Origin of the sequence: Flavobacterium aureirubrum (assembly GCF_038739835.1) — a bacterium.
GTDB classification, from domain to species: domain Bacteria; phylum Bacteroidota; class Bacteroidia; order Flavobacteriales; family Flavobacteriaceae; genus Flavobacterium; species Flavobacterium aureirubrum.
On record NZ_JBCGDO010000006.1, the window covers coordinates 74,628 to 99,714 of the forward strand.

Sequence of the window (25,087 nt, forward strand, 5' to 3'; positions counted from 1 at the left end):
ATTTAAATTTTTAGAAACATTATTTGAAAAAAAAATAGCATAGAAAAAGATTTATTCGGCTGCAAGTCCCGGTATATAATCATCCGTTATTTCAGTGTAAGTATTTGATTTTATTAAAAAAAATTCATTAATAATTTTTCTAATCTCATTTTCTGGCTTTTCACTGAAATCAAATGGTAAAACATCTAGATAAATGTCACCATTGTAACGGAACTGTAATAACTTTTCTTGAAAAAATGGGTTTTGAGGATATACAAGAGCTAATCGTGGTTTTCCTAAAACAGTATTATATGTTGTGCCATAAGCGTGCATCTGATAGATATCAGCTTCTTTGATATCATATTTTCTACTCTCAGAATTTAAAATTTTCCACTTAGTATCAATTATCAATTTATGTTCATTAATTACTAAATCAGGTTTAAGCAAAAATTTATTTAAAGTATATTCTAAATCATCATCATTTATTTTTTGACCAACCAAAAAGAACCTACTGTCTTGAGTTTTAATTGAAAAACCATCACAATATTTTTTTAATAAATGAGCAATATAGCTTTCAAACAACTTTTCCATAGGAAATAATATTGCTTGATTAATGGAGTTGCCGCTAAAGTTTGTAAATGATTTATTCTTTAAAAAAATTTCACTCCAATTAATTAAGTTACCATAATTGACTAGTGCTTTCTCTCTTGTTCTACAATAGGCAATATCAGCATTAATATCGTTGCATTTATTAACCGATTCAAAATGCTGAATTGATTTTAGTATTTTCTTTTTATTATTATTAGAAGTTGTAATTTTATTCAACTTTAATAGTGTAGACTTTATTAATTTATTTGGCGGAATGTTAGTATTGAATTCATCAAATTGACAATAAAAATTGGACTTATTAAACGAATTTAATTTGACATGTTCTTTTAGCAGCAATTTTCCTTTCAGAAACTTACAATTATCTTCAACTTTAATGTAATCACCTCTTAACTCTTTAGAAGTTAATTTTATTAACTCCTCTAAATAAGAAGCAATGAAAACTTCTAGTATTGGAAAGTTTTTTTGTTCTTTTAAATGAGCAACATTAAGATTTATAAAAGGAGAATTCTTTAATGTTTTAAGCATTGTAAGAAGTAAATTTCTTGAATCGTTTACATTTGCTTCTTCACCATTTTTACCAATAAAAGTTTTTGGCAAAATTTCAATTGAAACTTTTTCTTTGGTTTCAATGACACCAACATAGTTTTTAACTTTTATGAAACGTTGTCCTCTTTTTCTAAAAATTGAAAATGCTTTATCAAAATCTTCTTGTGATTGATTTTCTTCAATAAAGTTTGTTAAGGAATCAAAAATTTCTTCTTGTACTTCTAAATAACTATTGTTATTTGATGGCAAGTTTTTTTGACCAATTGTTATGGTACCATACTCTTTTATGTATAGTGTTTCTTTCAATTATGCTTTGAATCCTTTTATAAAAAATTGTTCAGATAATTCATTATATTTTTTATCAACTAATTTTTGATTGATATAATATTGATTTTCATCAAACTCCTCTTCGATATTATTGTTTTTACCAAACAAAGTTTCAGATGAATATTTTTTCTTTAAGATAAATTTTTCATCTTCATTCTTTTGCCAAGAATCGTTATCTCCAAGAACTAAAGCAATTTTTTCCCAATCATTATAAAAATACTCCTGTAGTAATGGAATTATATTATTTCTGAACTTACTACATAAATTATCCCAATCATTAACACCAATAAAGTAAGAATGACCAATTAAATGATCTCTATCTAAAAGATATTCTATTCGTTCATTTAAAATTCTAAGAACATCTTGTAAATTAATAGTATTACCATTTTTCTCTACGGTTTTAATCATTTCATGATTGTGTAAAGGAGGAAATTCTTCAAAAACAAATCTTCTTCTCAATGCAGTGTCTATATTCGTAATAGATCTATCAGCAGTATTCATAGTTCCAATAATGTACAAATTATTTGGAACCCCAAAAAGTGATTTACTATATGGTAATGTTACTTCTTGAGGATGTTCGATAGGTGTGTTAAACAATCTTTTTGATGGTTCAATTAAAGTGATTAATTCTCCAAATATTTTAGAAATATTTCCTCTATTAATTTCATCAATTATCAAAACATAATTTGCATCAGGATTTTCTTTTGCTTTTAATGAAAGTTGTTTAAAAAGTCCATCTTCCAATTTATAACTTAACTCAGTATCAGAACTTAAATCTGGTCTAATGCCTTCAATGAATTCTTCATAAGAGTAGGATTGATGAAAGGTAATAAATTGGATTTGACCATTTTTAACACATTCTTCATATTCATTTATTAAGGATGATTTTAAGTTAATATCATTTTTTTGTTTTTCAATTAACTCTTTGAAATTATAATCTTTAACTATGGAAAGTGCAAAGGAAAATGTATTGAAGGTTTTTCCTGTTCCAGGTGGACCAAAAAAGATTTGATTTAAAGGATATTTGCTGCTATTAGAATTTAATTTAATTTCATTTTTATCATGCTCAATAATGACTTCATGGTTTTTACCATTTAGAATAGCTTTATAATTGTTGTATAGTGTTGTCCCATTTGTTATATATTCGAACTCATAAAAATCAGAACTTATTGTTCTGAATAAAATTATATCATCAACTTTTGCATTTAATATATCTCTTAAGAATTGCTTAAGTTCACCATCAATTCTAGATTCACTTCCTGCTGAATAAAGCCTTGTATTAATTATTTTACCATTATGAGAATAAAAAGGTGAATTTTTCTCTTTTTCTTTGAATTTGAAACCAATTTTTCTATCAGCATCTTTATTGCTAAAACTAAATTTGAAAAATATGTTAGATGGTTCTGTTGGAAATGCAATTTGTTTACCATCTCTTAAATCTTGGAGAAATAAATTTCTAATATATATCATAATTTATGTTTTTAAATATTTGACCATTGATTAGCCATTGCATTAGCAATACCTTCAAAAGTTTTACTTCTGAGAGTTCTTCTTAATTCAGTTGAAATAGAAGTGTGGAAAGAATCAGAATACCATTTAGGTAAAGACCTTCCACTTGAAAGAACAACTCTTTCTCCTTTACCAACTATATTAGTTGGTACTAATTGCGGTAAATTTTTTAACCACAGACAAGTTGATTTTGAAGCTTCATCTCCAAACATCCAAGGTTGTACTGTTTGATCAGGTTTTCTGTATTTTGAACTTACTATACCAACAGGATTTTCTATTGCAATTTTTTCGATTGGTGACTCAAAAAGTTTAATGAAAAAATTTAAAGCATCTTCTCTTTCTTGAGCTCTGTTAGGAAATCTTGGATGAGGTCTTCTTAAATCAACAGGTAAATGCTTGTCTTCTGGATGATAAAACCAACGTGCTCCGCTTACTGACAGATATGTACATGGTGGGTGTGCAATCATTAAATCCCAATTTCCATCAACATAATGAATATCTCCACTTTCCAATAATCCTCCGTTATTATTTATAATTTCAAAAACATCAGTCATGTAATGCCATTCAGGATGACCGCCACTTGAAGGTAGAATATCGCAACTAAAAGCCTCAAAACCTAGATTTCTGAATGCTTTACACACAGATTGACTTTCTTCACATGCAATTAATATATTCATTTGTTATTTGTTATCTTTTGTTTGTTATTTATTACTTCAAAAATTGATTCACTAATGTATTTAGCAAATAATACAGGAACTGCATTACCTATCATTTTATAGCAGATTGCGTTTGAACCGCAAAACTTAAAATCGTCAGGAAAAGTCATCAGTAAAGACGCTTCTTTTACTGTTATACTTCTTGCCTGATTAGAGTCAGGATGTATAAACATTAATCCATCTTTTTGTAAATGTGCAACTATAGTATATGATTGTTTTTCCCATTCTAGACTTCTATACTTACTATACAAAGTTTTTTTTGAAGTCATCTCTTCATAAAATTTTACCTTTTCATGATGAGATATGTAGTTCATTTTTTCTTCCACCCATCTTTTAAAAATTTTTACATCTCTAACGTTATGGTATCTAGCTACATGGAAATCATAATTGTTTTTTTTTGAAAAATGCGAAACATTTTTGCCTTCAATTTTTAACGGAGTTGGCAAAGGCATAATTTTTGGTAAATGACCAATTGCATCTTTAACCGTTTTTTTGTTTACTTTATTAGCTTTTTCAAAAATTTTTTTATAAAAATCATTCAAATCAAACTTAGAGTTTTCTTTAATCCCAATGATTAAAACTCTTTTTCTATTCTGTGGAACTTGAAATTCAGAACAATCAAACAATCCTTTATTTAATTCGCTTGGTGTTAGTATTTTATAACCAATTTTATGAAATTCATCATAAATTCTCTCTTTTATTGGAATTCCTCCCGGATTAGCTGTTAGTATGCCTGGGACATTTTCAAAAACAAAAACCTTTGGTTTAAATTCATTTACAATTTTTGCAAAACTTTCGAATAAAAAATTTCTATAATCATACCGCATAGAATTTTTATCTGTTGCTCTTCCGTGTATAGAATATGCTTGACACGGTGGTCCACCAATTATAATATCAACTTTTTCATTATTTAATAAACCTTTAAGTCCTTTATTTACAATTAATTCATGATTTTTAAGTGCAAATTTTTTTTTTGTTTCTACAGTCCAATTACCATTTATAAGTTCCTCTGTTTTTTGTATATCAAAATATACTGTCCTCATTTTTGCTTCATCGTCAGTGTGTTTCCATTTAGAAATCAATCTATTCCTTAATGTTTCAACCATCGGTAATTCCCATTCCACATGAGCCAAACCTTCAAAATATCCAGATTGTAAAAATCCTTCACTCAATCCACCACACCCAGCAAAAAGATCAATAAAAGTTAATTTTCTCTCTTTCATTTCTCAAAAAAGTATTCTATAGGTTTTTTGTAATATTCAGCTAAAACAAAAAGTTTAGCAGCACTAATGTTTTTCACTCCATTTTCAATTTTGGATAAAGTACTTTGTTTAATAATTTTATCTTGTTGTACCTTCATTTGTGTAAAGCCCAATTCTTCTCGAGCTTTAACTAATTGATGTGAAATGGTTTGATTAATTTTTTTTTCTGTCATAGTAGTAGAAATAATAAATTATTCCAATAAGCAATATTCGCAATATTAATTTGCTATTCCATTTTGGAATATTGTAAAACTGTTTTAAATCAACCAAACCACACTCATTGTGTGTAATCATTTGATTTAGATCAAATTACACTTGCATAATCAAAATAATGATCTAATATTTGCAACAAATCCAAGTGCATGAATACCTCATTTGAACGTTGCGAGAACACTAAAGTAGAATGGCTAACAGTAGCATAATTAGTCAAACAAATAGATGAACTTAATTTAGTTACTTGTTGTATTATTGATGCGCTCTTTTGGTATGTAAAGAAATAATACACCATCGTAGAAAATGGCTAAATAACAAATCATAAGGAACCAAAAGAGCAGGTATTTTGGCTTCGTCTGGAGGCATTAGATTGAGGCCTTTTGGATTAAATGTAAAAGCTAAAATAGATGCACCAATATGGTTTCTCAATGACAAAGATGATATTCGTTCTTCCTATTTTTTAGAAGAAGTTGCTACTGAGTTTGATATTCAAGGTTTAGAATTAGACTGGACTTGTGTTGCGTGGGATGGTGATTTATTTCATTATGATAATAAATGGAATTATAGAAAATTTAAGGGCACAAAGTGGCAATATATTAACAGCCCTGAAATAACCAATTATCTAATTAATTCATACAGAGTTTTACTAACAAGAGCTCGACAAGGAATGATTATTTACATTCCTTATGGTAATGATGAGGATATCACAAGGCCATCCTTTATGTACGATGGCACTATAGATTTTTTTAAATCTATAGGAATAGAAGAAATCTAATTCTTTATAAGATCTTTTAAAGTAGTTAATGCGATTCCTCCTTCGCCAGAATGACAAAAGAGGAATTTTTATTTCCCTGTTCAAAAAAAAACACTAAGATTGATTGTGTAGCGGTTGGTAAAATCAAGTAGTGCGCGGGTATTTTTGATTTGTAATAAACATTTTTTGTGTTCAACCTTATGCTTTTTATAAAAGATGTACTACTCTTACCAAAAAGATGTACGGCTTTTACTAAAAAGATGTAGGGCTTTTGTATAAAAGATGTACGACTTTGTAAAAAGTGATAGGGATAAAGCAATAAAAGTAATAGTAAGAATAGAGGCTTATCGGTTGGTCAGTAGCAATATGAGGTTAAGGAAATGCAGCGTTGTGGTAGCCTAATTAAAAAATGCCTCAAAAAGTGGGGAACTTCTTGAGGCAATAAAAACACGGGTCTTGTAACTATTTCCCAAAAGGGTTATCATAAGTAAGTGCTTTTTTAAAATAGTCGAGAATGAAAACGTGTTGCTCTTCAAAGCTCATTTTACCCGCTGTTTTGGTTTCGATTTTAATTTTGTCATACTTGTGTTCTTCTCGTATCAAGTTAAACAACTCGGTTTTTGCAGTAGTAGGACCAAAAAGCACTACTTCGTCATAGTCTTTTATCACCGCTATCAACGAGTTATAGTACGCTCTTACTACTTGACTTTCTTTGTTGTGGAGCAAACTTTCACTATGTTGTGCTTTCTCTTGGTGGTCTAATTGGTTGGAATCGGGAGTAATAGTTTGTATATTAAAATTTTCGATATTGTATTCCATCAATCGGGCAACAGCATGGTCCATCCATATTCCTAATCTTTTTGTAGCTTTCATAACTGACATTGTTTTGGGTTAAATTCTCTATTAAAGTTACGAAATAAAACGACTGAAAGTGGTTTTAATAGCGGAAATAAAAGCAAAATTAAAAGGCGCGCCAATATAGACTATGGCGCCACAATAGCTTAGGTAAGAAAGGTGTTTTTTTAAAAAAAATAGGAGTGAAACACACCAATATGGTCTGAAAGAAGGATAGTACAACCACACAGGCACAACAAATCCAATTTATTGTCAATTTATTCTGCGCTAAAGGCTTCTAAAGCGGGCAACGCATTGAAGTTAAAATCCCAAAGTGCTTGATTTTCCCACGAGGAACCGTTAGTGGATTGTGTGCCACGAAAAGCAACCCATTCTGAACCCCAATAACAAAAACCTATCCCGTTTTGCGATTGTTTAACCAAGTTTTTTATAGCGATGAGGTAGTTTTTTTGTCCCGTAGTAGTAGCAGGATAACCAGGATGTAATTGATTGTCTAACCCTAAAACATTATTGGTAAAGTCATTAAATCCAAGCGTAAAAGGATAAGAAGTTTCAGCAAGGATTATTTTTTTGTTATGGGTTGTGCTAAGCGTATTCATAGTGTTTTGCAGCACGGTTAGATTTTTGCCATGCCAAATGGGATAATATGATAACCCAATGTAATCATAATCGATGGTGGAAGTGAGGTTAAAGAACCAATCGCTACCTTGTGTTCCAGCATAGTGTAGCATGATTTTGGTAGCAGTTGATTGACTGCGAACTGCGCTCACGGCGGTTTGAAGGAGTTCTAAAAACTGGGTTTGGTTACTCGTTATCTTGCCTTCGGGCCAAAGAAATCCGTCGTTTATTTCATTTCCTATTTGAATGATGTCGGGATTTATTTCAGTGATTATTTGTTGCGTGTAGCTAGTAACGGCATTTTTTAATTGGGCGAAAGGTAAACTTTGCCATCCAAGCGGTTTTTGCTGATTTCCTGGATCAGCCCAAGTATCAGAATAATGCACGGTGAGCCACACTTTCATTCCGTTTTGTTTTATTCTAGTAGCAAATGCTTTTACTTCATTAAAACCAGAATGTCCGTTGACAGGGTTGTGCCAAAGCCGAACACGAACGGTATTGCATCCCGCATTTTTAAGCGTAGTGAGCGCATTTTCTGCTACTCCGTTTTTTTTATAAAGGGTTCCTTCACTTTCTATTAAGGGAAGATAAGACATATCGGCACCACGAATAAAGGGATCTGATGTAACCGCATTGGTAGAGTCTTTTTCGCAAGAAAAAAGGAGTAGTGATAGGAACAGCAGGAAACAATTTTTCATAGTAACCCATTTAAAATTGATGTAAAGTTACCTTTTCCAAATTCATATACAAAAAAAATCCTGAGTGATTAGCTCAGGATAATGTATGTTACCAAATTTTTACGCGTTTCTCTGGAGCCAGATAAAGCGAGTCAGAAGGGCTAATTTTGAATGCTTCATAAAACTCGGGAATGTTGCGTACCACACCGTTTATTCTGAATTTGGCTGGCGAGTGTGGGTCACTAGCAATTTGATTGCGAAGTGCTTCTTCTCGTTGTTTGTCACACCAACCTTGTGCCCAACCCATAAAAACACGTTGCATTCCTGTAAAGCCATCTAAAACAGGCGCTTCTTTGCCGTTTAAACTCGCTTTGTAGGCCTTAATCGCAATACTTAATCCGCCTAAATCGCCAATGTTTTCTCCTAGAGTAAAAGCACCGTTCAAATTTAAATCGGGGAACGCTTTGAAACCATTATACTGTTCTATCAAGGCATTGGTTTTGGCTTTGAAAGCGGCTAAATCTTTTGGTGTCCACCAATTTTTCATTACGCCATCGCCATCAAAAGCACTACCTTGATCATCAAAACCGTGTCCAATTTCGTGTCCAATGACAGCGCCAATGCCACCATAATTCACGGCATCGTCAGCATTTAAATCAAAAAATGGCGGTTGTAATATCGCTGCCGGAAAAACAATCTCGTTAAACGACGGATTGTAATAAGCATTAACCGTTTGTGGTGTCATTCCCCATTCGGTGCGGTCAACTGGTTTGCCTAGTTTGTCTAAGTTGCGTTGGTATTCAAAAGCGGTGGCTCTTTGTGTATTGCCATAATAGTCATTTTTGGCGACTTTCATGGTGGAGTAATCGATCCATTTATCGGGATAGCCAATTTTGATTAGGAACTTATCTACTTTTTTCAACGCTTCTTTTTTCGTAGCTTCACTCATCCAATCTAGTTTTTTAATACTTTCGGCATAAGCGTTCAATAGATTTTTTACCATTACGGTCATGCGCTCTTTGGCTTCGGGAGAGAAATGTTTTTTAACATATACTTTGCCTACCACTTCACCCAATCCGCCGTTTACCGCATTAACAGCTCTTTTCCAGTCTTCTTCTTGTTTTTCAGTTCCATTGAGTGTTTTGCCATAAAACGCAAAGTTTTGTTGGTCTAAAGCAGTAGTTAGTGCAGAACTGGCGTTGTTTAAAACACCCCATTTTAAATAGGTTTTCCAGGTAGCAATAGGTGTATTTTTGATAATATCATTCAATTTTTTGGTGTATTCCACCTGAGTAACCACGATATTTTTTTCTTTTTGAACTCCAGCAGTTGTAAGCATGGCGGTCCAATTAAAATCGGGCATCAATGTTTTTAGCTCTTTGACTGCATAGGAATTGTATAATTTTACAATGTCGCGCGTGTCTTCTTTTTTCATGTGATGTGTTGCCAAGGTGGTTTCTAACGCCATTATTTTGGCAGCGCTTTCAGTCGCGTTTGGCATTCCAGCTAATTGGAACATTTTCTCAATATGTGCAACATATTTTTCACGAATGGCAACCATTTTAGCATCAGTAGCGATGTAATATTCTCTTTCGGGCATTCCCAAACCATTTTGCCAGGTGATTAAAACATATTTTGTTGGGTCTTTAAAATCAGTATTAACCGAAACGTTAAACGGAATGTTGACGCCACTTCGGTTAGCTTGACCAAAATATTTTGCTAAATCGTCATAGGTTACTATGGCATCAATCGCTTTTAATTCGGGTTGAATTGGAGTAATTCCTTTAGCATCTCTCGTTTTTCTGTCCATAAAAGAAGCATAGTAATCGCCTATTTTTTGTTCGTCTGTACCTGCTGCGTTATTACTTTTTGCGGCTTCTTCAATGATGGTTTTTACATCTTTTTGTGATTGATCATATAAAATATCAAATGAACCATAAGAGGCTTTATCGGCTGGAATTTTTGTGTTTTTTATCCAGGTTCCATTAACATAGGCTGCAAAATTATCGCCAGGTTTTACCAGCGTATCCATATTTTTTTTATTGATACCTGAGGTGAGTTCTTTTTGATTGCAACTGCTCATTAACATTGCAATAATTGATAGCGGAAGAACTATTTTTTTCATTTGTTTGAAGTTTAATTAAAAATAAATTAGTAGCTGGACAAATATAATTGAAAATAGGTCTTTGATTACTGTTTTTTGTTACACTTTATAGCGCATAGTTCAAGTTAACACTCCATCTATAATTGGCTTCAACGTTACCACCATTTAGGTTTTGTTTGATAGGTATCATAGCATTGGCGCCAAAGGACCATTTGTTTTTACCCAATTCAAATCCTACTCTACTCAAGAAAATAGAACCCGATGTGTTTCTTAGTCGCTGTCCGAGTTGGTAGTTACTTTCATAGATTTCGCCGGCAAGACCTAGTTGTGGCACGAAAGAGAATTTAGGTCTATCGATTATATAAAAGAAAGTTCCCGCATAATTTGTTTGGTTTCCAAAACGATAGTTTCTATCGTTTTCGGTTTTTATGGTATAATTGAGCATGGCGTTGAAGCCCAATTGTTTTTTTTTGATTACATACTCTGTTGTGATTATATAATCCCAACTGCCTGTTCCAAGTTGATATGATGGATTAAAACTCCCGTTATTGGTTTCGTCAAATTGTCCAAAAGGCACTTTTATTCCGCCACCTAGTTGCACCACTTGACTAAGACTTGTAGAGTCGTTTTTAGTATTAAGAAGTTCATACATGGCGAGTAGTGTAGCATCACCTATTCCTGCTATGGATTGGTTACCCGTTGTGGTTTCTCTGCTGTGAAAATGATAAGGAATAAGAGTAGAAATTTGTATTTTCTTGTGGACAGGTATTCTAGCCCAAATTTGAATAGTATTAAAATTTTCTTCCAACCAAGGCGAGTTGCTATACAAGCCGTCGGTGGTTTTATAGTTTTGATTAAAATAGCGTATCCCTATAAAATTAGTGTCAAGCATCGAAGCAAAACCCATACTTCCTCCGCTAGCAGAACAACCGCAAGCATCGCAGAGTAAGGCACTGGAAAAATGTAGTGCATTAGGTTTAGGTGGATTACCATGAATAATTGCTGTAGATGCAAGGGCAAGTTGGCATGCAAAAAGCATCCATAAAGTGATTTGTTTCATAAATTAAAATTCAGCAAATTTGGGATTGGTTAGAAACTCATTATCCGTAAGCGTTTTTAGGAAAGCGATGAGTTGTGCTTTTTCCGTGGTAGATAATGAAATTCCAAGTGACGTTCCATTACTTAAAAGCGGATCAAGGTTTTGTGTATTATTCACGCCAGAAGTATAATGGTCAAGTACGGCTTCGAGAGTATAAAAACGACCATCATGCATATAAGGTGCTGTTTTTTCAATATTTCTCAAACTAGGTACTTTGAATTTATACTTATCAGCTGGATTTTCGGTAACACGGTATCTTCCTTTATCATTTATAGCTGGATTGATGGGTAATCCATTATTTCTAAAACTATTATCGGTAAATAAATCGGTGGCATGGCAAGAGGCGCATTTTTGATTAAAAACAGTATAGCCAGCTAATTCTTGAGAGGTCATGTTGCCACCTGTTTCGTTTCTGCGGTATTTATCAAAGCGCGAATTTGAGGAAGTGAGCATGGTCATAAACTGTGCTAATGCTTTTAGCATGTTTTCGGCATTTATTTCACCATCTGTAAAGGCTTGTTTGTATAATTTACTGTAAGATGGATCATTTTTCATCATATTGATGATGTTGATGATATTGCCGTTCATTTCTATTTCAGAATTTATAGGTACCATAGAGAGTAACTCAATGTGGTCTGCGGCTCCATCCCAAAAAAATTGTGTTTGGAAAGCCATGTTTTGTATGGGTTGCGCATTGCGTGTACCAATACCTTCGCCAACGCCGTGGCTAAAATCGTGACCATGATGGGTGAAAGCATCGGCTTGAATATGACAAAAGCCACATGATACAACACCATCTGAAGCTAAACGGCCGTCGTAGAAAATTTTTTTTCCCAGTTCAAATCCTTTTTCGGTTAAAGGATTGTTGCTCATGTCGTAAGCTAAAGGCGGAAAGTTTGACGGTACTTTGTAGTCTATTGGTAGGTTTTGGTAATCGGAAGCATCGTCTGTGTTGCAACTTCCTAGAGAAAGAAGTAATGCAAATACTACTATTTTTTTCATGGTATTGAATTTTTAGCCTAGATAGTAATGGAAAGCCCGTAAAGGAAAAACAAATGGATTTTGTTGTAAAAAAAGGCGGCCATAGAAGCTTTTTTTTGATTACAAAATTTTTGTTTTTCCTGCGGACTTGTAATGAATAGCTGGATTAGCTTTACATAAAATTAGTCGTTATGAACATGATCTACTTCAAACATAGTAGGCACATTGTTTGCCATTATGTTTTGTACTTTTGCTCCACCCATGACGCTAAGACCTTCTTCGAAATTGATTTTGGTCGTTCCATCGATTACTTTTTTAAAGTCGGCCATGATGTGAACTTGTGGTGTAACGTTAGTTCTAACTAGTGCTTGTTCTGGTAAATCCATTGAAATTTCAGCATAATTATAGATGTCACCAGTTTTGCCGGTGTGAACTCTAAAAACAGCATTAGAGTGAGACGCTGAAGTTACTGTCCCTTCAAATTTGATGAATTTGTAACCTGCAGCCCACGACCATGTCATGCCTAGAGCAGGATCGCTGGCGGTTGCCCATAAATTTCCTTGACCCTCGGCACCTTGATTGAATTGCGCTTGGTCTACACCAACTCCAAATGTTACTTTGGTATAATTAGCAGCAGGGATATTTGGTAAGTTTATGGTTGTACTGGCAGCATCGGCTTCGTTCACAAAAAAGTAGCTTTCGCTTTTTGGCACCGTGTAGGTCGTTCCGTCTTCTTTCGTTAATACAATATTGCTTACAATGTAAATGAGTTTGTCTACCTTAACTACTTCGCCATTACTGTTTGTGTAAGGCGTGTTGAAGGCAAGATTTGCATTGCCATAAATATTATCAAATTTTAGTTTTAAGCTGCCTTCTCCAGTTGGCGTATTATTATCGTCGTTTGAACATGAGGTTAATACTAAAGCCATAGCCAATGCGGCTACATATTTTTTTAATTGTAATTTCATTTTTTTTAAATTATATAGTAAACACTTTGTTTGAATAAAATTCAAACATTTTTTGAACACAGCGGTTCGGAGCAATCTGAATAGTCCAAATTGCTGCTGATAAAAAAACTATGAAATTACAATTGGCGGATGAAAAAAGGCGAAACTATTCGTTGAAGAATATAAATTAGAATAGAATGTAAAGTTGCAATTTTTTGATGATGAGAAATTATTGTTGGTTTCAAATGCAGTTATTTCCTCAAAAAACAAAATTTCAATGGTAGATTGGGCTGTCTTTTTTTCGGTAGAATTTGATTTTTCAGTTGCCGTTTCTGCTTCGGCGGCTTTTGCCATTTCTTTCATCAACTGGCATTTACCATTACAGTGAAGTTCTGGTTTTTCTTTGTTTTCACAAAGTTCTTTTACTATATAGTCATAATTAATAACGTAATCAAAAACCGGAATGATGGGTTTAGATAGAAATAATAACGCTATTACTACGACTAGTTTTTTCACGATGCAAAGATAGTATGGGGAATTATAATAAAAACAAGCCACATCTTCTTTTTTTTAAATTTTAACATATATCAAATTAACAGTATCTTTACTCTTCAATTTATAGCATGAATAAGCAAGATATTAAAATACTTCATTTGGATAGCAATCATCCCTTGTTGTGGAAACAATTGGAACTGGCAGGATTTCAAAACGAAGCCGATTTTACATCGTCAAAAACTGAAATAGAGGCGAAGATTCAAGATTATCATGGCATTGTAATTCGTTCGCGTTTCAAAATTGATAAAGCCTTTATTGATAAAGCTAGTAGTTTGCAGTTTATTGCTCGCGTTGGCGCAGGATTGGAAAGTATTGATTGTGAGTATGCCGAAACCAAGAAGATTCAACTTATTGCTGCGCCAGAAGGCAATAGAAATGCGGTGGGCGAACATGCTTTGGGAATGTTATTGTCGTTGATGAATAAGTTAAATCGAGCGGACAGATTGGTTCGCGAAGGCAAATGGATTCGCGAAGGCAATAGAGGTTATGAATTGGAAGGCAAAACCGTGGGTATTATCGGTTATGGAAATATGGGAAAATCTTTTGCTAAAAAACTCAAAGGTTTTGATGTTGATGTTTTGTGTTATGATATTCAAGATAATGTAGCCGATGAAAACGCCAAACAAGTTTCTTTAAATGAATTACAAGCAAAAACGGATGTGTTGAGTTTGCATATTCCTTGGACTCCGGAAACGGACAAGTTAGTAAATACTGCTTTCATCAATCAATTTGCAAAACCGTTTTGGTTCATTAATACTTCACGAGGGAAAAATGTGGTTACTGATGATTTAGTAGCAGCATTACAGAGTGGTAAAATTCTTGGTGCAGCATTAGATGTTTTGGAATATGAGAAGTTGTCCTTCGAAAATTTATTTATTGATAGCGAAAAGCTTAAAGCTTTTGAATATTTACTTCAAGCTGAAAATGTTTTGTTAACGCCGCATATCGCTGGTTGGACCTATGAAAGTCATCAAAAACTCGCGCAAACTATTGTTGACAAGATCATAAGATTGTATAGTTAGCCTGACGATTGTAGGATTGCTATTCAAGTACAGCACATTTACAAATCTAGCTGCTTTCTTAAAAATTAAATTGACTTTGAAAGTTAAATCATGCTATTTTCTGATATTTTTTATATTTTAGTGGAATAATTAACACATAACCAAAAAACAAACCTAATTATGGACGCACAAAAAGTAGACATGTTTTTAATGATGAACTCAAAATTTTTTGAAAGTTATCATTTAAATGCCGTTAGAGATAAATTAATGAGTTTAGATGAATCAAAATGGGGATTGGTTCAAACATTGCAGTTTAAAGATCCAACAACCGCCTTGATTATTTCTATCGTTGGTGGTGGTACTCTTGGTATTGACCGATTTTTTATTGGCGATACTGGCTTGGGAATCGGAAAACTATTAACTTGTGGTGGATTGGGCATTTGGACCATCATTGATTGGTTTTTAATCATGGGTGCCACTCGTGAGAAAAACATGGAACTATTTCAAACAAGTCTTTATTAAAAAATGTCAAGAAGCAAGCTATATTCCTTTTTGCTTATAGCTTGTTTTTTTGGTTTTATTTATCTTTTTTACTCCGTTCACCATCAAGAAAAGGAGTCTTTTCGGGTGTGTATTATAAAAAATGTGACAGGAATTCCCTGTCCGTCATGTGGTACAACTAGAGCGATAACCTTGCTTTTTGACGGAAGAATAGCAGATTCACTTGCAATGAATCCTTTTGGGCTACTTGTTGGTATGATTATGGTTGTCTTTCCTATTTGGATTTTGATAGATATAATTTTTAAAAAGAACACTTTTTTTCACAGTTATAAAAAATGGGAGCAAATTAGTAGTACTAAATGGCTGGCTGCTTTACTAGTACTTTTAGTGATACTCAATTGGATTTGGAATATAAAAAAACAATTATGATACGAGAAACAACTTTTGCTTATAAACCTACCGAACACGAGCGAGAGAAAGCATCTAATAGCTATTTAATGTCTTTGGTAGCTGTAGTAGCGGGTTTGCCTTTGCCGATTATTAATTTATTTGCCACTTTTTTCTTTTTTTTAGCCAATAGAAACAGCACTTATTTTGTAAGATGGCATTGTTTGCAGGCTTTGTTTTCCCAAATGGCGCTGCTATGTATGAACAGTTTTGGATTTTGGTGGACGGTTTCTATAGTTTTTGATGGAAAAAAACCTACCAATTATTATTTTGCTTACTTGTTTACAGTATTGTTTTTTAACCTGTTAGAGTTTATTTCTACCATTTATAGCGCGGTGCAAACTAGAAAAGGAATTCACGTACAACAATGGTTTTTTGGGAGTTTAACTAATTTAATTTGTAGACCAAATGACAAGTAAAACAATTATTCAAGGACTGGTTATCTTGATTTTCTTTTTCGGAATGTTTTTCGGATTATCTAGAATTGACTTTGTATCCTTATTTGATATACAAAAAAGAACGACTTCGATAGAAAGTAATATTGGCGATTTAATTTGGAATCAAATTCAAGATACCGAAGATGAAGTCATAGATGATACGATAGTAAAAACACTAGATAAATTACTACTGCCTATTTGTAAAGCTAATGCTATTGAACGAGACTCACTTAAAGTTCACATTATTAACAATGATGAAATAAACGCTTTTGCTTTACCAAATAGTCATTTGGTGGTATATACAGGGCTAATTGAAGGTTGCAAAAAGCAAGAAGCACTGCAAGGCGTTTTGGGTCATGAAATTGCTCATATTGAAAACAATCATGTGATGAAGAAACTGTCTAAAGAAATAGGTTTGTCTGTAATTCTTTCTGCGTCAACTGGCGGAAAAGGCGGTCAAATTATAAAGGAAATTTTAAACACGTTGTCATCAACCGCTTACGATAGAGCATTAGAAAAAGAAGCCGATATGGAAAGCGTAAAGTATTTATTAGAGGCCGACATTAACCCTGAACCGATGGCCGACTTTATGTTTGAATTAGCACAAAGTAATCAGACACTAAATGCCTTGGAATGGATTTCAACTCATCCCGACTCAGAGGAGAGAGCGAAGTATATTTTAGCTTATTTAAAAGGGAAAAAATTTAAAAAGACACAAACGTTGACAGCAAAAGAATGGGATGAATTTAAAAAACGAACAAGTGCCGAAACAGCTAGTAATTTATAATTGTGTTAAAAAGATAAACTAAGAAACGTTATAAGTTACTATCCTTTTTCTTTTCGTTCCAATTCTTTCTGAAATTCTTCCATCACCGGTTTCATGGTGCTTTCGGGAATATCCGAAATGCGAATGTACATCAATCCGTCGACAGCATTGTTAAACAACGGGTCAACGTTGAAGGCCACTACACGGGCATTTTGTTTGATGTATTTTTTAATTAACACTGGTAATCTTAAACTTCCGGGTTCTACTTCATCAATAATCTTGTCAAATTTATTTAAATCGGCATCGGTTTCATTGAAAACAAAATCTTTATCGGCGTCTTTTAATTTGACCTTAAACTCTTTTTTAGGATGAATGTATTGTGCCACATAAGGATCATAATAATGGGATTTCATGAACTCAATCATCAATGATTTAGAGAACTCAGTAAATTGGTTGCTAATACTTACGCCACCAATGAGGTATTTATGATCAGGATAGCGCAACGTTATATGAACAATTCCTTTCCAAAGTAAAAATAAGGGCATTGGTTTTTGCTGGTAATCGCTCACAATAAAAGCTCTTCCCATCTCGATAGATTTTGACATCATATCATACAATTCGGGTTCAAACCGGAATAATTCCTGCAAATAAAACCCTTCGATGCCATATTTTGGAAATATCTCAGACCCAAAACCCATGCGATAAGCACCAGCAATTTGTTGCGTATCATCGTCCCACAAAAACATGTGGTGGTAGTAATTATCAAATTGGTCAAGATCGATAGACTCATTTGTCCCTTCGCCAACCGCTCTAAAAGTAATTTCGCGTAAACGGCCAATTTCGTGAAGAATATTTGGGATCACATCGGCTTGTGCCAAAAACACCATATAGTTTTTGCTTTGCAACAAGCGATACTCTCCATTTTTTAAAACTTCAATTTCCTCTAATATTTTATCTTGGTTAGCTGGCTTTACAATTTGCTTAGGATTTTTTGGAAGTTTTAGATTTAAATTCAAATTTTGTGAACTTAACAATTTGCTTTCTTCGTTAAAAGAATTGGCCAACATATAGGTTTTTCTTCTTAAAAACTCTGAATAGTCTTCGATGGTTTTGTGTTCGTTTTGCTCTGTAACCGATATGGGTTTTCCTATTCTTACCTTAATGACACGGTCTTTTTGTGTTAGCAATTCCGAAGGCAATTTTGCGGTGCGCAGTGTGGGATTAATTTTGGATAAAAAATAAAAAAAGCGACTGTTTTTAGCATGAAAATAAATCGGAACCACAGGAACTTGCGCTTTTCTGATGACTTTAATTGCGCCTTCTTCCCAAGCTTTGTCTACCACTAATTTACCATCTTTATAAGTTGAAACTTCGCCTGCAGGAAACATACCCAAAGGTTTTCCGTCACTTAAATGGCGTAATGTTTCTTTAATTCCTATTACGCTTGATTTGGCATCTTTATGATTTTCAAAAGGATTTACAGGCATGATGTACTTCTTCATCGGTTCGATACGATGCAAAAGAAAATTGGCAATAATTTTGAATTTAGGTTCTTTTTCGAGCATTAATTTCAGAAGCAAAATTCCGTCAATTCCGCCCAATGGATGATTGGAAATAGTGATGTAAGCACCGTCTTTTGGAAGGCGTTTAAAATCTTCTTCGGGGATTTCAAATTTTATTTGAAACTCATCTAAAATGGCGTTTAAGAACTCAATTTCGCTTAAATGTTTATTTCGGTCATAAATTTTGTTTAACGTCGAAATCTTTAAAGCTTTCATTAGTAACCAGCCACAAAAAGTTCCAAAAACACCGTATTTATCAGTGTTTATGGCTTTTGCAACTTCTTTGGCAGTAACTAAACCCATATGTAATTTTTAGTTTTTGAGTGGGAAACAAAGATAGTAATTCTGCTGAAATAGCTTGTAGAAAACACAGAAATCAAAGCCAAATTTTAATTTTTAATTATGATTTTAACGTTTCGATTGTTACGGTTTTTAGTTATTTTTGACCCGATGGCGTTTAGCTAAAATCAAACGCAGATAAAATTAAACAACAAACTCGATGAGAATTATTTCTTATAACGTAAATGGTATTCGGGCAGCAATTTCTAAAGGATTTTTAAATTGGTTGCAACAAGCCAATCCTGATGTGATTTGTTTGCAAGAAATAAAAGCTACTGAAGATCAAATTCCGTTACTCGACGTTGAACTTTCGGGCTATCCTTATCATTACTGGTTTCCTGCTCAAAAAAAAGGATATAGTGGTGTAGCCATTTTGTCGAAGGTAAAACCAAACCACGTGGTTTTTGGAACAGGAATTGACCATATGGATTTTGAAGGTAGAAATCTTCGTGTTGATTTTGACGATTTCTCGGTGATGAGTTTGTACTTACCTTCGGGAACAAACATTGATAGATTGGACCACAAGTTTAAATACATGGATGATTTTCAAAATTATATTGATAAATTAAAAATCGAAATTCCAAATTTGATTATTTGTGGCGATTACAATATTTGTCACGAAGCCATTGACATTCACGACCCAATTCGTAACAAAACCGTTTCTGGATTTTTACCCGAAGAACGCGCTTGGTTAGACGGTTTTATGAAGAGCGGCTTTATTGACACATTCCGATTTTTTAATAAAGAACCACACAATTATAGTTGGTGGAGTTATCGCGCTGGAGCAAGAGGAAATAATAAAGGATGGCGAATAGATTACTGTTTGGCTAGCGAATCATTAAAAAGCAGACTAACACGAGCTGTGATTTTAGCAGAAGCAAAACATTCAGACCATTGTCCTGTTTTGGTTGAGATTGAGTGATAGAAAAGTGAGAACATTGAAAATAGAACATAGAAAATAGACTTAAAAAAAGTGTTATGATAAAGAGAGTAGTTTTAGGAATGGTTGTATTGAGTTTGATGACATCGTGTGTATCCAAAAAAATATACACCGATTTAGAGAACAAGTACACCGATTTACAAAAAGAAAATCGCTTGATAAATGATGAAAACGAAGAATTGCGCAAAGCCAATTCCCAATTTAACGACGAAAATATAGCGTTGAAAGCAGAACTAGACAAGCTAAAAGCGGATAGAGACAAACTCCAAGCCGATTGCACGGCAACAGCCAATAATTTGAAAACTTTGAAAGACTCTTATGATGCACTTGAAAAAAACAGTAATGACGCGTTAGAGTCTAACATGAATAAAAATAGAGAGTTATTGGCACAACTTGGCGCCAAAGAAAAAGCATTAGCAGCAGAACAGGATCGTTTAAATAAATTACGTAACGAGCTAGAGTCAAACACCAAACGCTTAAATGAATTAGAAAGCATGATTGCAGCTAAAGATGCTGCCATGAAAAAACTGAAAGATACCTTGTCCAAAGCATTGAATGCCTTTGAAGGAAAAGGACTAACCGTTGAACAAAAAAACGGAAAAGTCTATGTTTCTATGGAAAACAAGTTGTTATTTCAAACGGGTAGTTGGGCAGTTGGCAGTGAAGGAAGAAAAGCTGTAGTAGAAGTTGGAAAAGTTTTAGCCCAAAATCCCGACATCACCGTTCTTATTGAAGGACATACTGACAACGATAAAATACTAGGAAATATTGATGGAGGAATTGAAAATAACTGGGATTTATCGACTAAACGTGCCACGGCGATTGTCAATATTTTGGCAGAAAATGCAGGTATTAGAAAACAAAATTTAACGGCTGCAGGTCGAGGTGAATATGCACCATTAATGAGCAATGATAGCAACGAAGGCAAAGCTAAAAACCGAAGAATTGAAATCATTTTAACTCCAAAATTGGATGAAATTTCCAAAATGTTGAATGAGTTTTAGTCCTTATTTCTGATCCTTGCTTGTGGAAACAAAAAAGAAAAGTTTTTTTACTAAATGGAAGAAAGTAGTATTGGTTTTCTTAGGAATTCCGATACTGCTTTTTGGTATTCTTATTCTGGTTATTAGCCTTAAAAAAGACGCCATTATTCAGGAATTATTGGTAACAGCAAATGCTGATTTTAAAGGAAAAATTGCGCTTTCGGGCACACAAATTTCGCCACTTGAAAATTTTCCTTACATCTCTATAGACATAAAAGATTTCCAAGTTTTTGAAACAAAAGCGGTTAACCAAAAACCAATTATCAATTTAAAAGATGTGTATGTTGGGTTTGATTTATGGACAATAATTAGCGGGAAATATGATGTAAAAACAATTAAACTGGCTAATGGGAAAATTAACATTATCCAATATAAAGACCATTCCTATAATCTTGTTAAAGCATTTGAAACCAATAAAGAAATTGAGGATGTGGAAGAAGAATTCCATATCGATTTACAAAAAATTAAACTACAAAATATTGTTTTACAGAAAACTAATTTAGTCGATGCTATCACACTTAATGCCTATGTAAACAAAGCCGAGACGAAATTTAAAAAAGACGAAACCCATATTAAAATGGGTTTAGACACTAAATTTGTTTTCAATGTAATCAAAGGAAAAGACACCACATTTATAAAAAACAAACATTTTGATATTGCTACTGCATTTTCTTTTCATAAAAAATCGCAACAATTACAATTTGAATCCTCGACTGTTACAATTGAAAATGGCGTTTTTGGTTTGGAAGGAAAAGTAGACATTAAAAATAATTTTGATTTAGACTTAGTTTTCACGGGTAAAAAACCCAACTTTGATTTGCTCATTGCTTTTGCACCGGAGGATTTAATCCCAACGCTAAAAAAGTATGACAATCAAGGAGATATTTTCTTTAAAACTACAGTAAAAGGCAAGTCTATCAACGGAAATCTTCCTGCTGTTGAAGCCAAATTTGGTTGTAAAAAGGGATTTTTTGACAATACTATTACCAATAAAAAACTAGACGATATGACGTTTAGTGCCTATTTTACAAATGGTTCCAAAAGAAATTTAGAAACTTCAGCCTTTTATCTTACTAATTTTTCTGCAAAGCCCGAAGCAGGACGTTTTAAAGGAAATCTGAAAGTGATTAATTTTATTTCGCCCGAAATTGATTTGAAACTCGACTCTGATTTTGATTTGGAATTCCTATCGAAGTTTTTTAATTTAAAAAATTTATCTAATGTCACGGGGAATATTCAACTTAGTATGAATTTTCATGATATTATTGATTTGTCAAATCCTGAGAAAAGTTTGGAGAAATTTAATCAAGCTTATTATTCAGAGTTGTTGGTCACCAATTTGAATTTTAAATCAGAGCGTTATCATTTGCCAGTAAAAAATTTAAATCTAAAAGCGATAATGGATGGCAATGATATCAAAATGGACTATTGCCGTCTGCAATTGGGTAAATCCAACCTTGAGATGAATGGAAAAATCAACAATATTCCAGCCATTATTCATCAAACCAATGGCGAAGTAGTTTCTGAAATTCACGTTAAATCAAAATTATTGGATTTTAAAGAACTCACCGCTTTTGACACCATCAAGCAAAAACCGTTTAATGAAAAGATGCGCAACCTTAAGATTGATCTTGCGTTTAAAGGCGCAGCATCTACTTTTTTACAATCGAAATCATTGCCTGTTGGAAATTACTTTATTCAAAATTTTTATGCCAAATTAGAAAATTACCCTCATGTTTTTCATGATTTTGGCGGTTTGTTTGAAATTACAGAGAATGACATCAACGTCAAGAAATTCAGTGGACAAATCGATACGAGTGATTTTGCTTTTGATGGGAAAATTGCCTCATACAATCTTTGGTTTGCCGATAAAAAAATAGGCGACACACAAATGGAATTTGATTTAACTTCTAATACGTTGCATTTCAAAGATTTGTTTTCTTACAATGGCAAAAATTATGTTCCAAAAGAATACCGCGATGAAGATGTAAAAGGGCTAAAATTTCACGGTCGTGTTGCACTGCATTTTAAAGATTCGCTGCAATCTACTGATTTTTATGTCGACCAATTTAAAGGAAAGTTTAAAGTACATCCTGTTAAATTTGAACAGTTTAAGGGCAATATTCATGCCGAGAAAGATGTGCTAACCATCAACAATGTTTCAGGAACAATCGGGAAAAGTAATTTTACTTTAAGCGGACGCTATCATTTAAAAAACAACAGCTATTACAAGAAAAATGGCGATTACTTCAATTTCCAGTCCACGTATCTAGACTTTGATGAGTTATTTAGCTATAAAGAACAGCCTACAAATAGTAATGTAAAAGTAGATCACGATAGTGGTTTTAACTTGTTTGAAATTCCGTTTAAGAATATAAAAATTGATGCTGCAATTGGGCATTTAAATTACCATAAATACATCATAAAAAAGATGGCTGCCAAGCTGAGAATAAAAGAGAATCATATGGTTCATTTTGATAATTGTCAGTTCAATGCTGCGGGAGGCATTGTAAATTTAAAAGGTTACTTGAATGGTTCAAACCCTAAAAATATTTATTTGAACCCCGATTTGAAAATTCAAAAAGTAAATCTAGATCAAGTACTGTATAAGTTTGATAATTTTGGTCAAGATAAACTCGTTTCAGAGAATCTTCACGGAATATTTACCGGAAGAATTACAGGAAAAATTTTATTACATACCGATTTAACACCGCGTATAGACGATTCCAATCTTCAAATGGATGTAGTTATCAATAATGGCAGATTAGACAATTTTGGACCGATACAAGCCATGTCCAATTTCTTTAAAGATAAAAATCTTTCGAAAGTATTGTTTGACAAATTAGAAAATAGACTGGTGTTGAAAAACGGAAGACTAATTTTGCCTAATATGGTAGTCAATTCGTCATTGGGTTTCATTCAATTATCAGGAAGTCAGGATAGAAATATGAATATGGAATACAATTTGCGAATCCCGCTACGAATGGTAACAGGAATAGCATTTCAAAAACTTTTTGGCCGAAAACGCGAGGCACTCGACGCTAACCAAGAAGACGAAATAATCTATAAAGATCCAAATAAAAGGGTTCGATACATCAATTTAAAAATATCGGGAACACCAAGTAATTATAAAATTTCGTTAGAAAAAAACAAAGACATTAAAAACGGAAAAGGATTTGTCAAAGACGAATCGTTCCTGTTTGACGATTTAGAAAACGAGTCAACAGAAAACACACAAGATACTTTAAAAAACATTTAATGATTTATACCACATTACCACATTCTGATTTGAAGGTAAGTTCCATTTGTCTTGGCACTATGACTTATGGCAATCAAAACTCCGAAGCCGAGGCACATGAGCAGTTGGATTATGCTGTTGAACACGGAATAAATTTTCTTGATACAGCTGAGATGTATCCAATTGGTGGCAATGCAACAATATTTGGTAATACCGAACGTTTTATTGGGAGTTGGATTGCAAAAATTGGTGCTTCGGAAAGAGAGAAATTGGTTGTTGCAACTAAAATCGCTGGACCCAATCGCGGCATGGAATACATCAGAAAACCACTCGATTTCTCCAAAAAAAGTATTGTTGAAGCAGTAGAATTGAGCTTAAAAAATTTACAAACCGAGTATATTGATTTGTATCAAATGCATTGGCCAGAGCGTGTCATGAATATGTTTGGACAACGCGGAATATCCAAAATTGATACGCAATGGCAAGAAAATTTCTTCGAAATATTAAGCATTTATGATGGCTTAATCAAAGAAGGAAAGATTAAACATATCGGGGTTTCCAATGAAAATCCTTATGGAGTGATGAAATTTCTCAATGAAAGCGAAAAGCATAATTTGCCTAGAATTGTTACGATACAAAATCCCTATTCGCTATTAAATCGACTGTTTGAAGTGGGTTTATCCGAAATTTGCCTCAGAGAATCAGTCGGCCTTTTGGCGTATTCGCCTTTAGCTTTTAGCTTTTTAACAGGCAAACATTTAAATGGGATACAACCTAATTCTCGTTTGGGTTTGTTTCCGCAGTTTACAAGATATTCGAGCGAAAATTGTCGAAAAGCTACCCAACTTTACAATCAATTAGCACTTGACAATGGATTAACGTTAACTCAAATGGCATTGGCATTTGTCAAACAACAAGAGTTTGTTTCTTCTACAATTATTGGCGCCACAAGTATAAAACAACTTCAAGAAAACATTGCTGCTTTTGAAGTTGTTTTATCACCAGAAGTACTTGCAGGAATCAATAAAATACAAGCCGTTTATCCCGATCCTGCGCCTTAAA

The 25,087-nt window shown here is 33.4% G+C and carries 23 protein-coding genes; 10 read left to right on the forward strand and 13 right to left on the reverse strand.

Annotation, left to right across the window (positions count from 1 at the left end; translation table 11 throughout):
• Positions 1 to 51: 51 nt before the first annotated feature.
• Genes WFZ85_RS06595 through WFZ85_RS06615 form a run of 5 tightly spaced genes read right to left on the reverse strand, consistent with a single transcriptional unit; the run spans position 52 to position 5,121 of the window.
• Positions 52 to 1,440 carry an McrC family protein gene (locus WFZ85_RS06595; RefSeq protein ID WP_342695498.1) on the reverse strand — a complete coding sequence of 463 codons (1,389 nt, stop codon included), beginning with the start codon at positions 1,438 to 1,440 and terminating at the stop codon, positions 52 to 54.
• Entirely contained in the window at positions 1,441 to 2,931 is a 1,491-nt protein-coding gene (locus WFZ85_RS06600) for an McrB family protein (protein WP_342695499.1), read from the reverse strand.
• An 11-nt stretch (positions 2,932 to 2,942) separates the two neighbouring features.
• The gene (locus WFZ85_RS06605; protein ID WP_342695500.1) at positions 2,943 to 3,647 is read right to left on the reverse strand and encodes a hypothetical protein; all 705 of its coding nucleotides are present in this window, start codon (positions 3,645 to 3,647) and stop codon (positions 2,943 to 2,945) included.
• Positions 3,644 to 4,909, reverse strand: coding sequence for a DNA cytosine methyltransferase (locus tag WFZ85_RS06610; RefSeq protein WP_342695501.1), 1,266 nt, complete (start codon positions 4,907 to 4,909; stop codon positions 3,644 to 3,646). The genes WFZ85_RS06605 and WFZ85_RS06610 overlap by 4 nt, the downstream gene beginning before the upstream one ends.
• A complete protein-coding gene (locus tag WFZ85_RS06615; RefSeq protein ID WP_342695502.1) occupies positions 4,906 to 5,121 on the reverse strand; it encodes a helix-turn-helix domain-containing protein in 216 nt (71 codons plus the stop codon). Before WFZ85_RS06615 ends, WFZ85_RS06610 begins: the two co-directional genes overlap by 4 nt.
• A 383-nt stretch (positions 5,122 to 5,504) precedes the next feature.
• On the opposite strand from WFZ85_RS06615, the gene WFZ85_RS06620 reads away from it, so the two are divergent.
• Entirely contained in the window at positions 5,505 to 5,936 is a 432-nt protein-coding gene (locus WFZ85_RS06620) for a DNA/RNA helicase domain-containing protein (RefSeq protein ID WP_342695554.1), read from the forward strand.
• Positions 5,937 to 6,377: 441 nt separating this feature from the next.
• Here the strand turns inward: WFZ85_RS06620 and WFZ85_RS06625 are convergent, their stop codons facing one another.
• From WFZ85_RS06625 to WFZ85_RS06655, 7 genes are all read right to left on the reverse strand, one after another.
• On the reverse strand, positions 6,378 to 6,788 hold the full coding sequence (locus WFZ85_RS06625) for a hypothetical protein (RefSeq protein ID WP_342695503.1): 411 nt from the start codon (positions 6,786 to 6,788) through the stop codon (positions 6,378 to 6,380).
• A gap of 239 nt (positions 6,789 to 7,027) precedes the next feature.
• Positions 7,028 to 8,086, reverse strand: a complete 1,059-nt coding sequence (locus WFZ85_RS06630) for a glycoside hydrolase family 53 protein (RefSeq protein ID WP_342695504.1) — start codon at positions 8,084 to 8,086, stop codon at positions 7,028 to 7,030.
• A gap of 88 nt (positions 8,087 to 8,174) precedes the next feature.
• Positions 8,175 to 10,190 (reverse strand): M13 family metallopeptidase, encoded by a 2,016-nt coding sequence (locus tag WFZ85_RS06635; RefSeq protein WP_342695505.1) that lies wholly within the window; start codon positions 10,188 to 10,190, stop codon positions 8,175 to 8,177.
• Between the two features lie 85 nt (positions 10,191 to 10,275).
• Positions 10,276 to 11,229 carry a transporter gene (locus tag WFZ85_RS06640; protein ID WP_342695506.1) on the reverse strand — a complete coding sequence of 318 codons (954 nt, stop codon included), beginning with the start codon at positions 11,227 to 11,229 and terminating at the stop codon, positions 10,276 to 10,278.
• A 3-nt stretch (positions 11,230 to 11,232) separates the two neighbouring features.
• Positions 11,233 to 12,270, reverse strand: a complete 1,038-nt coding sequence (locus WFZ85_RS06645) for a cytochrome-c peroxidase (protein WP_342695507.1) — start codon at positions 12,268 to 12,270, stop codon at positions 11,233 to 11,235.
• Positions 12,271 to 12,431: 161 nt separating this feature from the next.
• Complete coding sequence (locus WFZ85_RS06650) at positions 12,432 to 13,217, reverse strand: MbnP family protein (protein ID WP_342695508.1); 786 nt, start codon at positions 13,215 to 13,217, stop codon at positions 12,432 to 12,434.
• A gap of 108 nt (positions 13,218 to 13,325) precedes the next feature.
• A complete protein-coding gene (locus tag WFZ85_RS06655) occupies positions 13,326 to 13,712 on the reverse strand; it encodes a hypothetical protein (protein ID WP_342695509.1) in 387 nt (128 codons plus the stop codon).
• A gap of 107 nt (positions 13,713 to 13,819) precedes the next feature.
• On the opposite strand from WFZ85_RS06655, the gene WFZ85_RS06660 reads away from it, so the two are divergent.
• The 5 genes from WFZ85_RS06660 (at position 13,820) to WFZ85_RS06675 (ending at position 16,924) form a co-directional block, all read left to right on the forward strand.
• Positions 13,820 to 14,773, forward strand: coding sequence for a 2-hydroxyacid dehydrogenase (locus WFZ85_RS06660; protein WP_342695510.1), 954 nt, complete (start codon positions 13,820 to 13,822; stop codon positions 14,771 to 14,773).
• A 159-nt stretch (positions 14,774 to 14,932) separates the two neighbouring features.
• Positions 14,933 to 15,274, forward strand: coding sequence for a TM2 domain-containing protein (locus WFZ85_RS06665; RefSeq protein WP_342695511.1), 342 nt, complete (start codon positions 14,933 to 14,935; stop codon positions 15,272 to 15,274).
• Between the two features lie 3 nt (positions 15,275 to 15,277).
• On the forward strand, positions 15,278 to 15,682 hold the full coding sequence (locus tag WFZ85_RS16465; protein ID WP_413789732.1) for a DUF2752 domain-containing protein: 405 nt from the start codon (positions 15,278 to 15,280) through the stop codon (positions 15,680 to 15,682).
• Positions 15,679 to 16,119, forward strand: coding sequence for a hypothetical protein (locus tag WFZ85_RS06670; protein ID WP_342695512.1), 441 nt, complete (start codon positions 15,679 to 15,681; stop codon positions 16,117 to 16,119). The genes WFZ85_RS16465 and WFZ85_RS06670 overlap by 4 nt, the downstream gene beginning before the upstream one ends.
• Positions 16,109 to 16,924, forward strand: coding sequence for a M48 family metallopeptidase (locus tag WFZ85_RS06675; protein ID WP_342695513.1), 816 nt, complete (start codon positions 16,109 to 16,111; stop codon positions 16,922 to 16,924). The genes WFZ85_RS06670 and WFZ85_RS06675 overlap by 11 nt, the downstream gene beginning before the upstream one ends.
• 38 nt (positions 16,925 to 16,962) lie before the next feature.
• Here WFZ85_RS06675 and WFZ85_RS06680 read toward each other — a convergent pair whose 3' ends face one another.
• Positions 16,963 to 18,768, reverse strand: coding sequence for a GNAT family N-acyltransferase (locus WFZ85_RS06680; protein ID WP_342695514.1), 1,806 nt, complete (start codon positions 18,766 to 18,768; stop codon positions 16,963 to 16,965).
• 196 nt (positions 18,769 to 18,964) lie between these two features.
• Between WFZ85_RS06680 and WFZ85_RS06685 the strand changes: the two genes are divergently transcribed.
• Genes WFZ85_RS06685 through WFZ85_RS06700 form a run of 4 tightly spaced genes read left to right on the forward strand, consistent with a single transcriptional unit; the run spans position 18,965 to position 25,086 of the window.
• Entirely contained in the window at positions 18,965 to 19,726 is a 762-nt protein-coding gene (locus WFZ85_RS06685) for an exodeoxyribonuclease III (protein WP_342695515.1), read from the forward strand.
• A 56-nt stretch (positions 19,727 to 19,782) separates the two neighbouring features.
• Positions 19,783 to 20,748, forward strand: a complete 966-nt coding sequence (locus WFZ85_RS06690; protein ID WP_342695516.1) for an OmpA/MotB family protein — start codon at positions 19,783 to 19,785, stop codon at positions 20,746 to 20,748.
• 22 nt (positions 20,749 to 20,770) lie between these two features.
• Positions 20,771 to 24,046 carry an AsmA-like C-terminal region-containing protein gene (locus tag WFZ85_RS06695; protein ID WP_342695517.1) on the forward strand — a complete coding sequence of 1,092 codons (3,276 nt, stop codon included), beginning with the start codon at positions 20,771 to 20,773 and terminating at the stop codon, positions 24,044 to 24,046.
• Positions 24,046 to 25,086, forward strand: a complete 1,041-nt coding sequence (locus WFZ85_RS06700; RefSeq protein WP_342695518.1) for an aldo/keto reductase — start codon at positions 24,046 to 24,048, stop codon at positions 25,084 to 25,086. Before WFZ85_RS06695 ends, WFZ85_RS06700 begins: the two co-directional genes overlap by 1 nt.
• Position 25,087: the final 1 nt, after the last annotated feature.

Excerpts from the sequence above, each read along its gene's own strand:
- WFZ85_RS06600 (WP_342695499.1), bottom strand. The coding sequence starts at position 2,931 with ATGATATATATTAGAAATTTATTTCTCCAAGATTTAAGAGATGGTAAA.
- WFZ85_RS06605 (WP_342695500.1), bottom strand. The coding sequence starts at position 3,647 with ATGAATATATTAATTGCATGTGAAGAAAGTCAATCTGTGTGTAAAGCA.
- WFZ85_RS06610 (WP_342695501.1), bottom strand. The coding sequence starts at position 4,909 with ATGAAAGAGAGAAAATTAACTTTTATTGATCTTTTTGCTGGGTGTGGT.
- WFZ85_RS06615 (WP_342695502.1), bottom strand. The coding sequence starts at position 5,121 with ATGACAGAAAAAAAAATTAATCAAACCATTTCACATCAATTAGTTAAA.
- WFZ85_RS06625 (WP_342695503.1), bottom strand. The coding sequence starts at position 6,788 with ATGAAAGCTACAAAAAGATTAGGAATATGGATGGACCATGCTGTTGCC.
- WFZ85_RS06630 (WP_342695504.1), bottom strand. The coding sequence starts at position 8,086 with ATGAAAAATTGTTTCCTGCTGTTCCTATCACTACTCCTTTTTTCTTGC.
- WFZ85_RS06635 (WP_342695505.1), bottom strand. The coding sequence starts at position 10,190 with ATGAAAAAAATAGTTCTTCCGCTATCAATTATTGCAATGTTAATGAGC.
- WFZ85_RS06640 (WP_342695506.1), bottom strand. The coding sequence starts at position 11,229 with ATGAAACAAATCACTTTATGGATGCTTTTTGCATGCCAACTTGCCCTT.
- WFZ85_RS06645 (WP_342695507.1), bottom strand. The coding sequence starts at position 12,270 with ATGAAAAAAATAGTAGTATTTGCATTACTTCTTTCTCTAGGAAGTTGC.
- WFZ85_RS06650 (WP_342695508.1), bottom strand. The coding sequence starts at position 13,217 with ATGAAATTACAATTAAAAAAATATGTAGCCGCATTGGCTATGGCTTTA.
- WFZ85_RS06660 (WP_342695510.1), top strand. The coding sequence starts at position 13,820 with ATGAATAAGCAAGATATTAAAATACTTCATTTGGATAGCAATCATCCC.
- WFZ85_RS06665 (WP_342695511.1), top strand. The coding sequence starts at position 14,933 with ATGGACGCACAAAAAGTAGACATGTTTTTAATGATGAACTCAAAATTT.
- WFZ85_RS16465 (WP_413789732.1), top strand. The coding sequence starts at position 15,278 with ATGTCAAGAAGCAAGCTATATTCCTTTTTGCTTATAGCTTGTTTTTTT.
- WFZ85_RS06670 (WP_342695512.1), top strand. The coding sequence starts at position 15,679 with ATGATACGAGAAACAACTTTTGCTTATAAACCTACCGAACACGAGCGA.
- WFZ85_RS06675 (WP_342695513.1), top strand. The coding sequence starts at position 16,109 with ATGACAAGTAAAACAATTATTCAAGGACTGGTTATCTTGATTTTCTTT.
- WFZ85_RS06680 (WP_342695514.1), bottom strand. The coding sequence starts at position 18,768 with ATGGGTTTAGTTACTGCCAAAGAAGTTGCAAAAGCCATAAACACTGAT.
- WFZ85_RS06685 (WP_342695515.1), top strand. The coding sequence starts at position 18,965 with ATGAGAATTATTTCTTATAACGTAAATGGTATTCGGGCAGCAATTTCT.
- WFZ85_RS06690 (WP_342695516.1), top strand. The coding sequence starts at position 19,783 with ATGATAAAGAGAGTAGTTTTAGGAATGGTTGTATTGAGTTTGATGACA.
- WFZ85_RS06700 (WP_342695518.1), top strand. The coding sequence starts at position 24,046 with ATGATTTATACCACATTACCACATTCTGATTTGAAGGTAAGTTCCATT.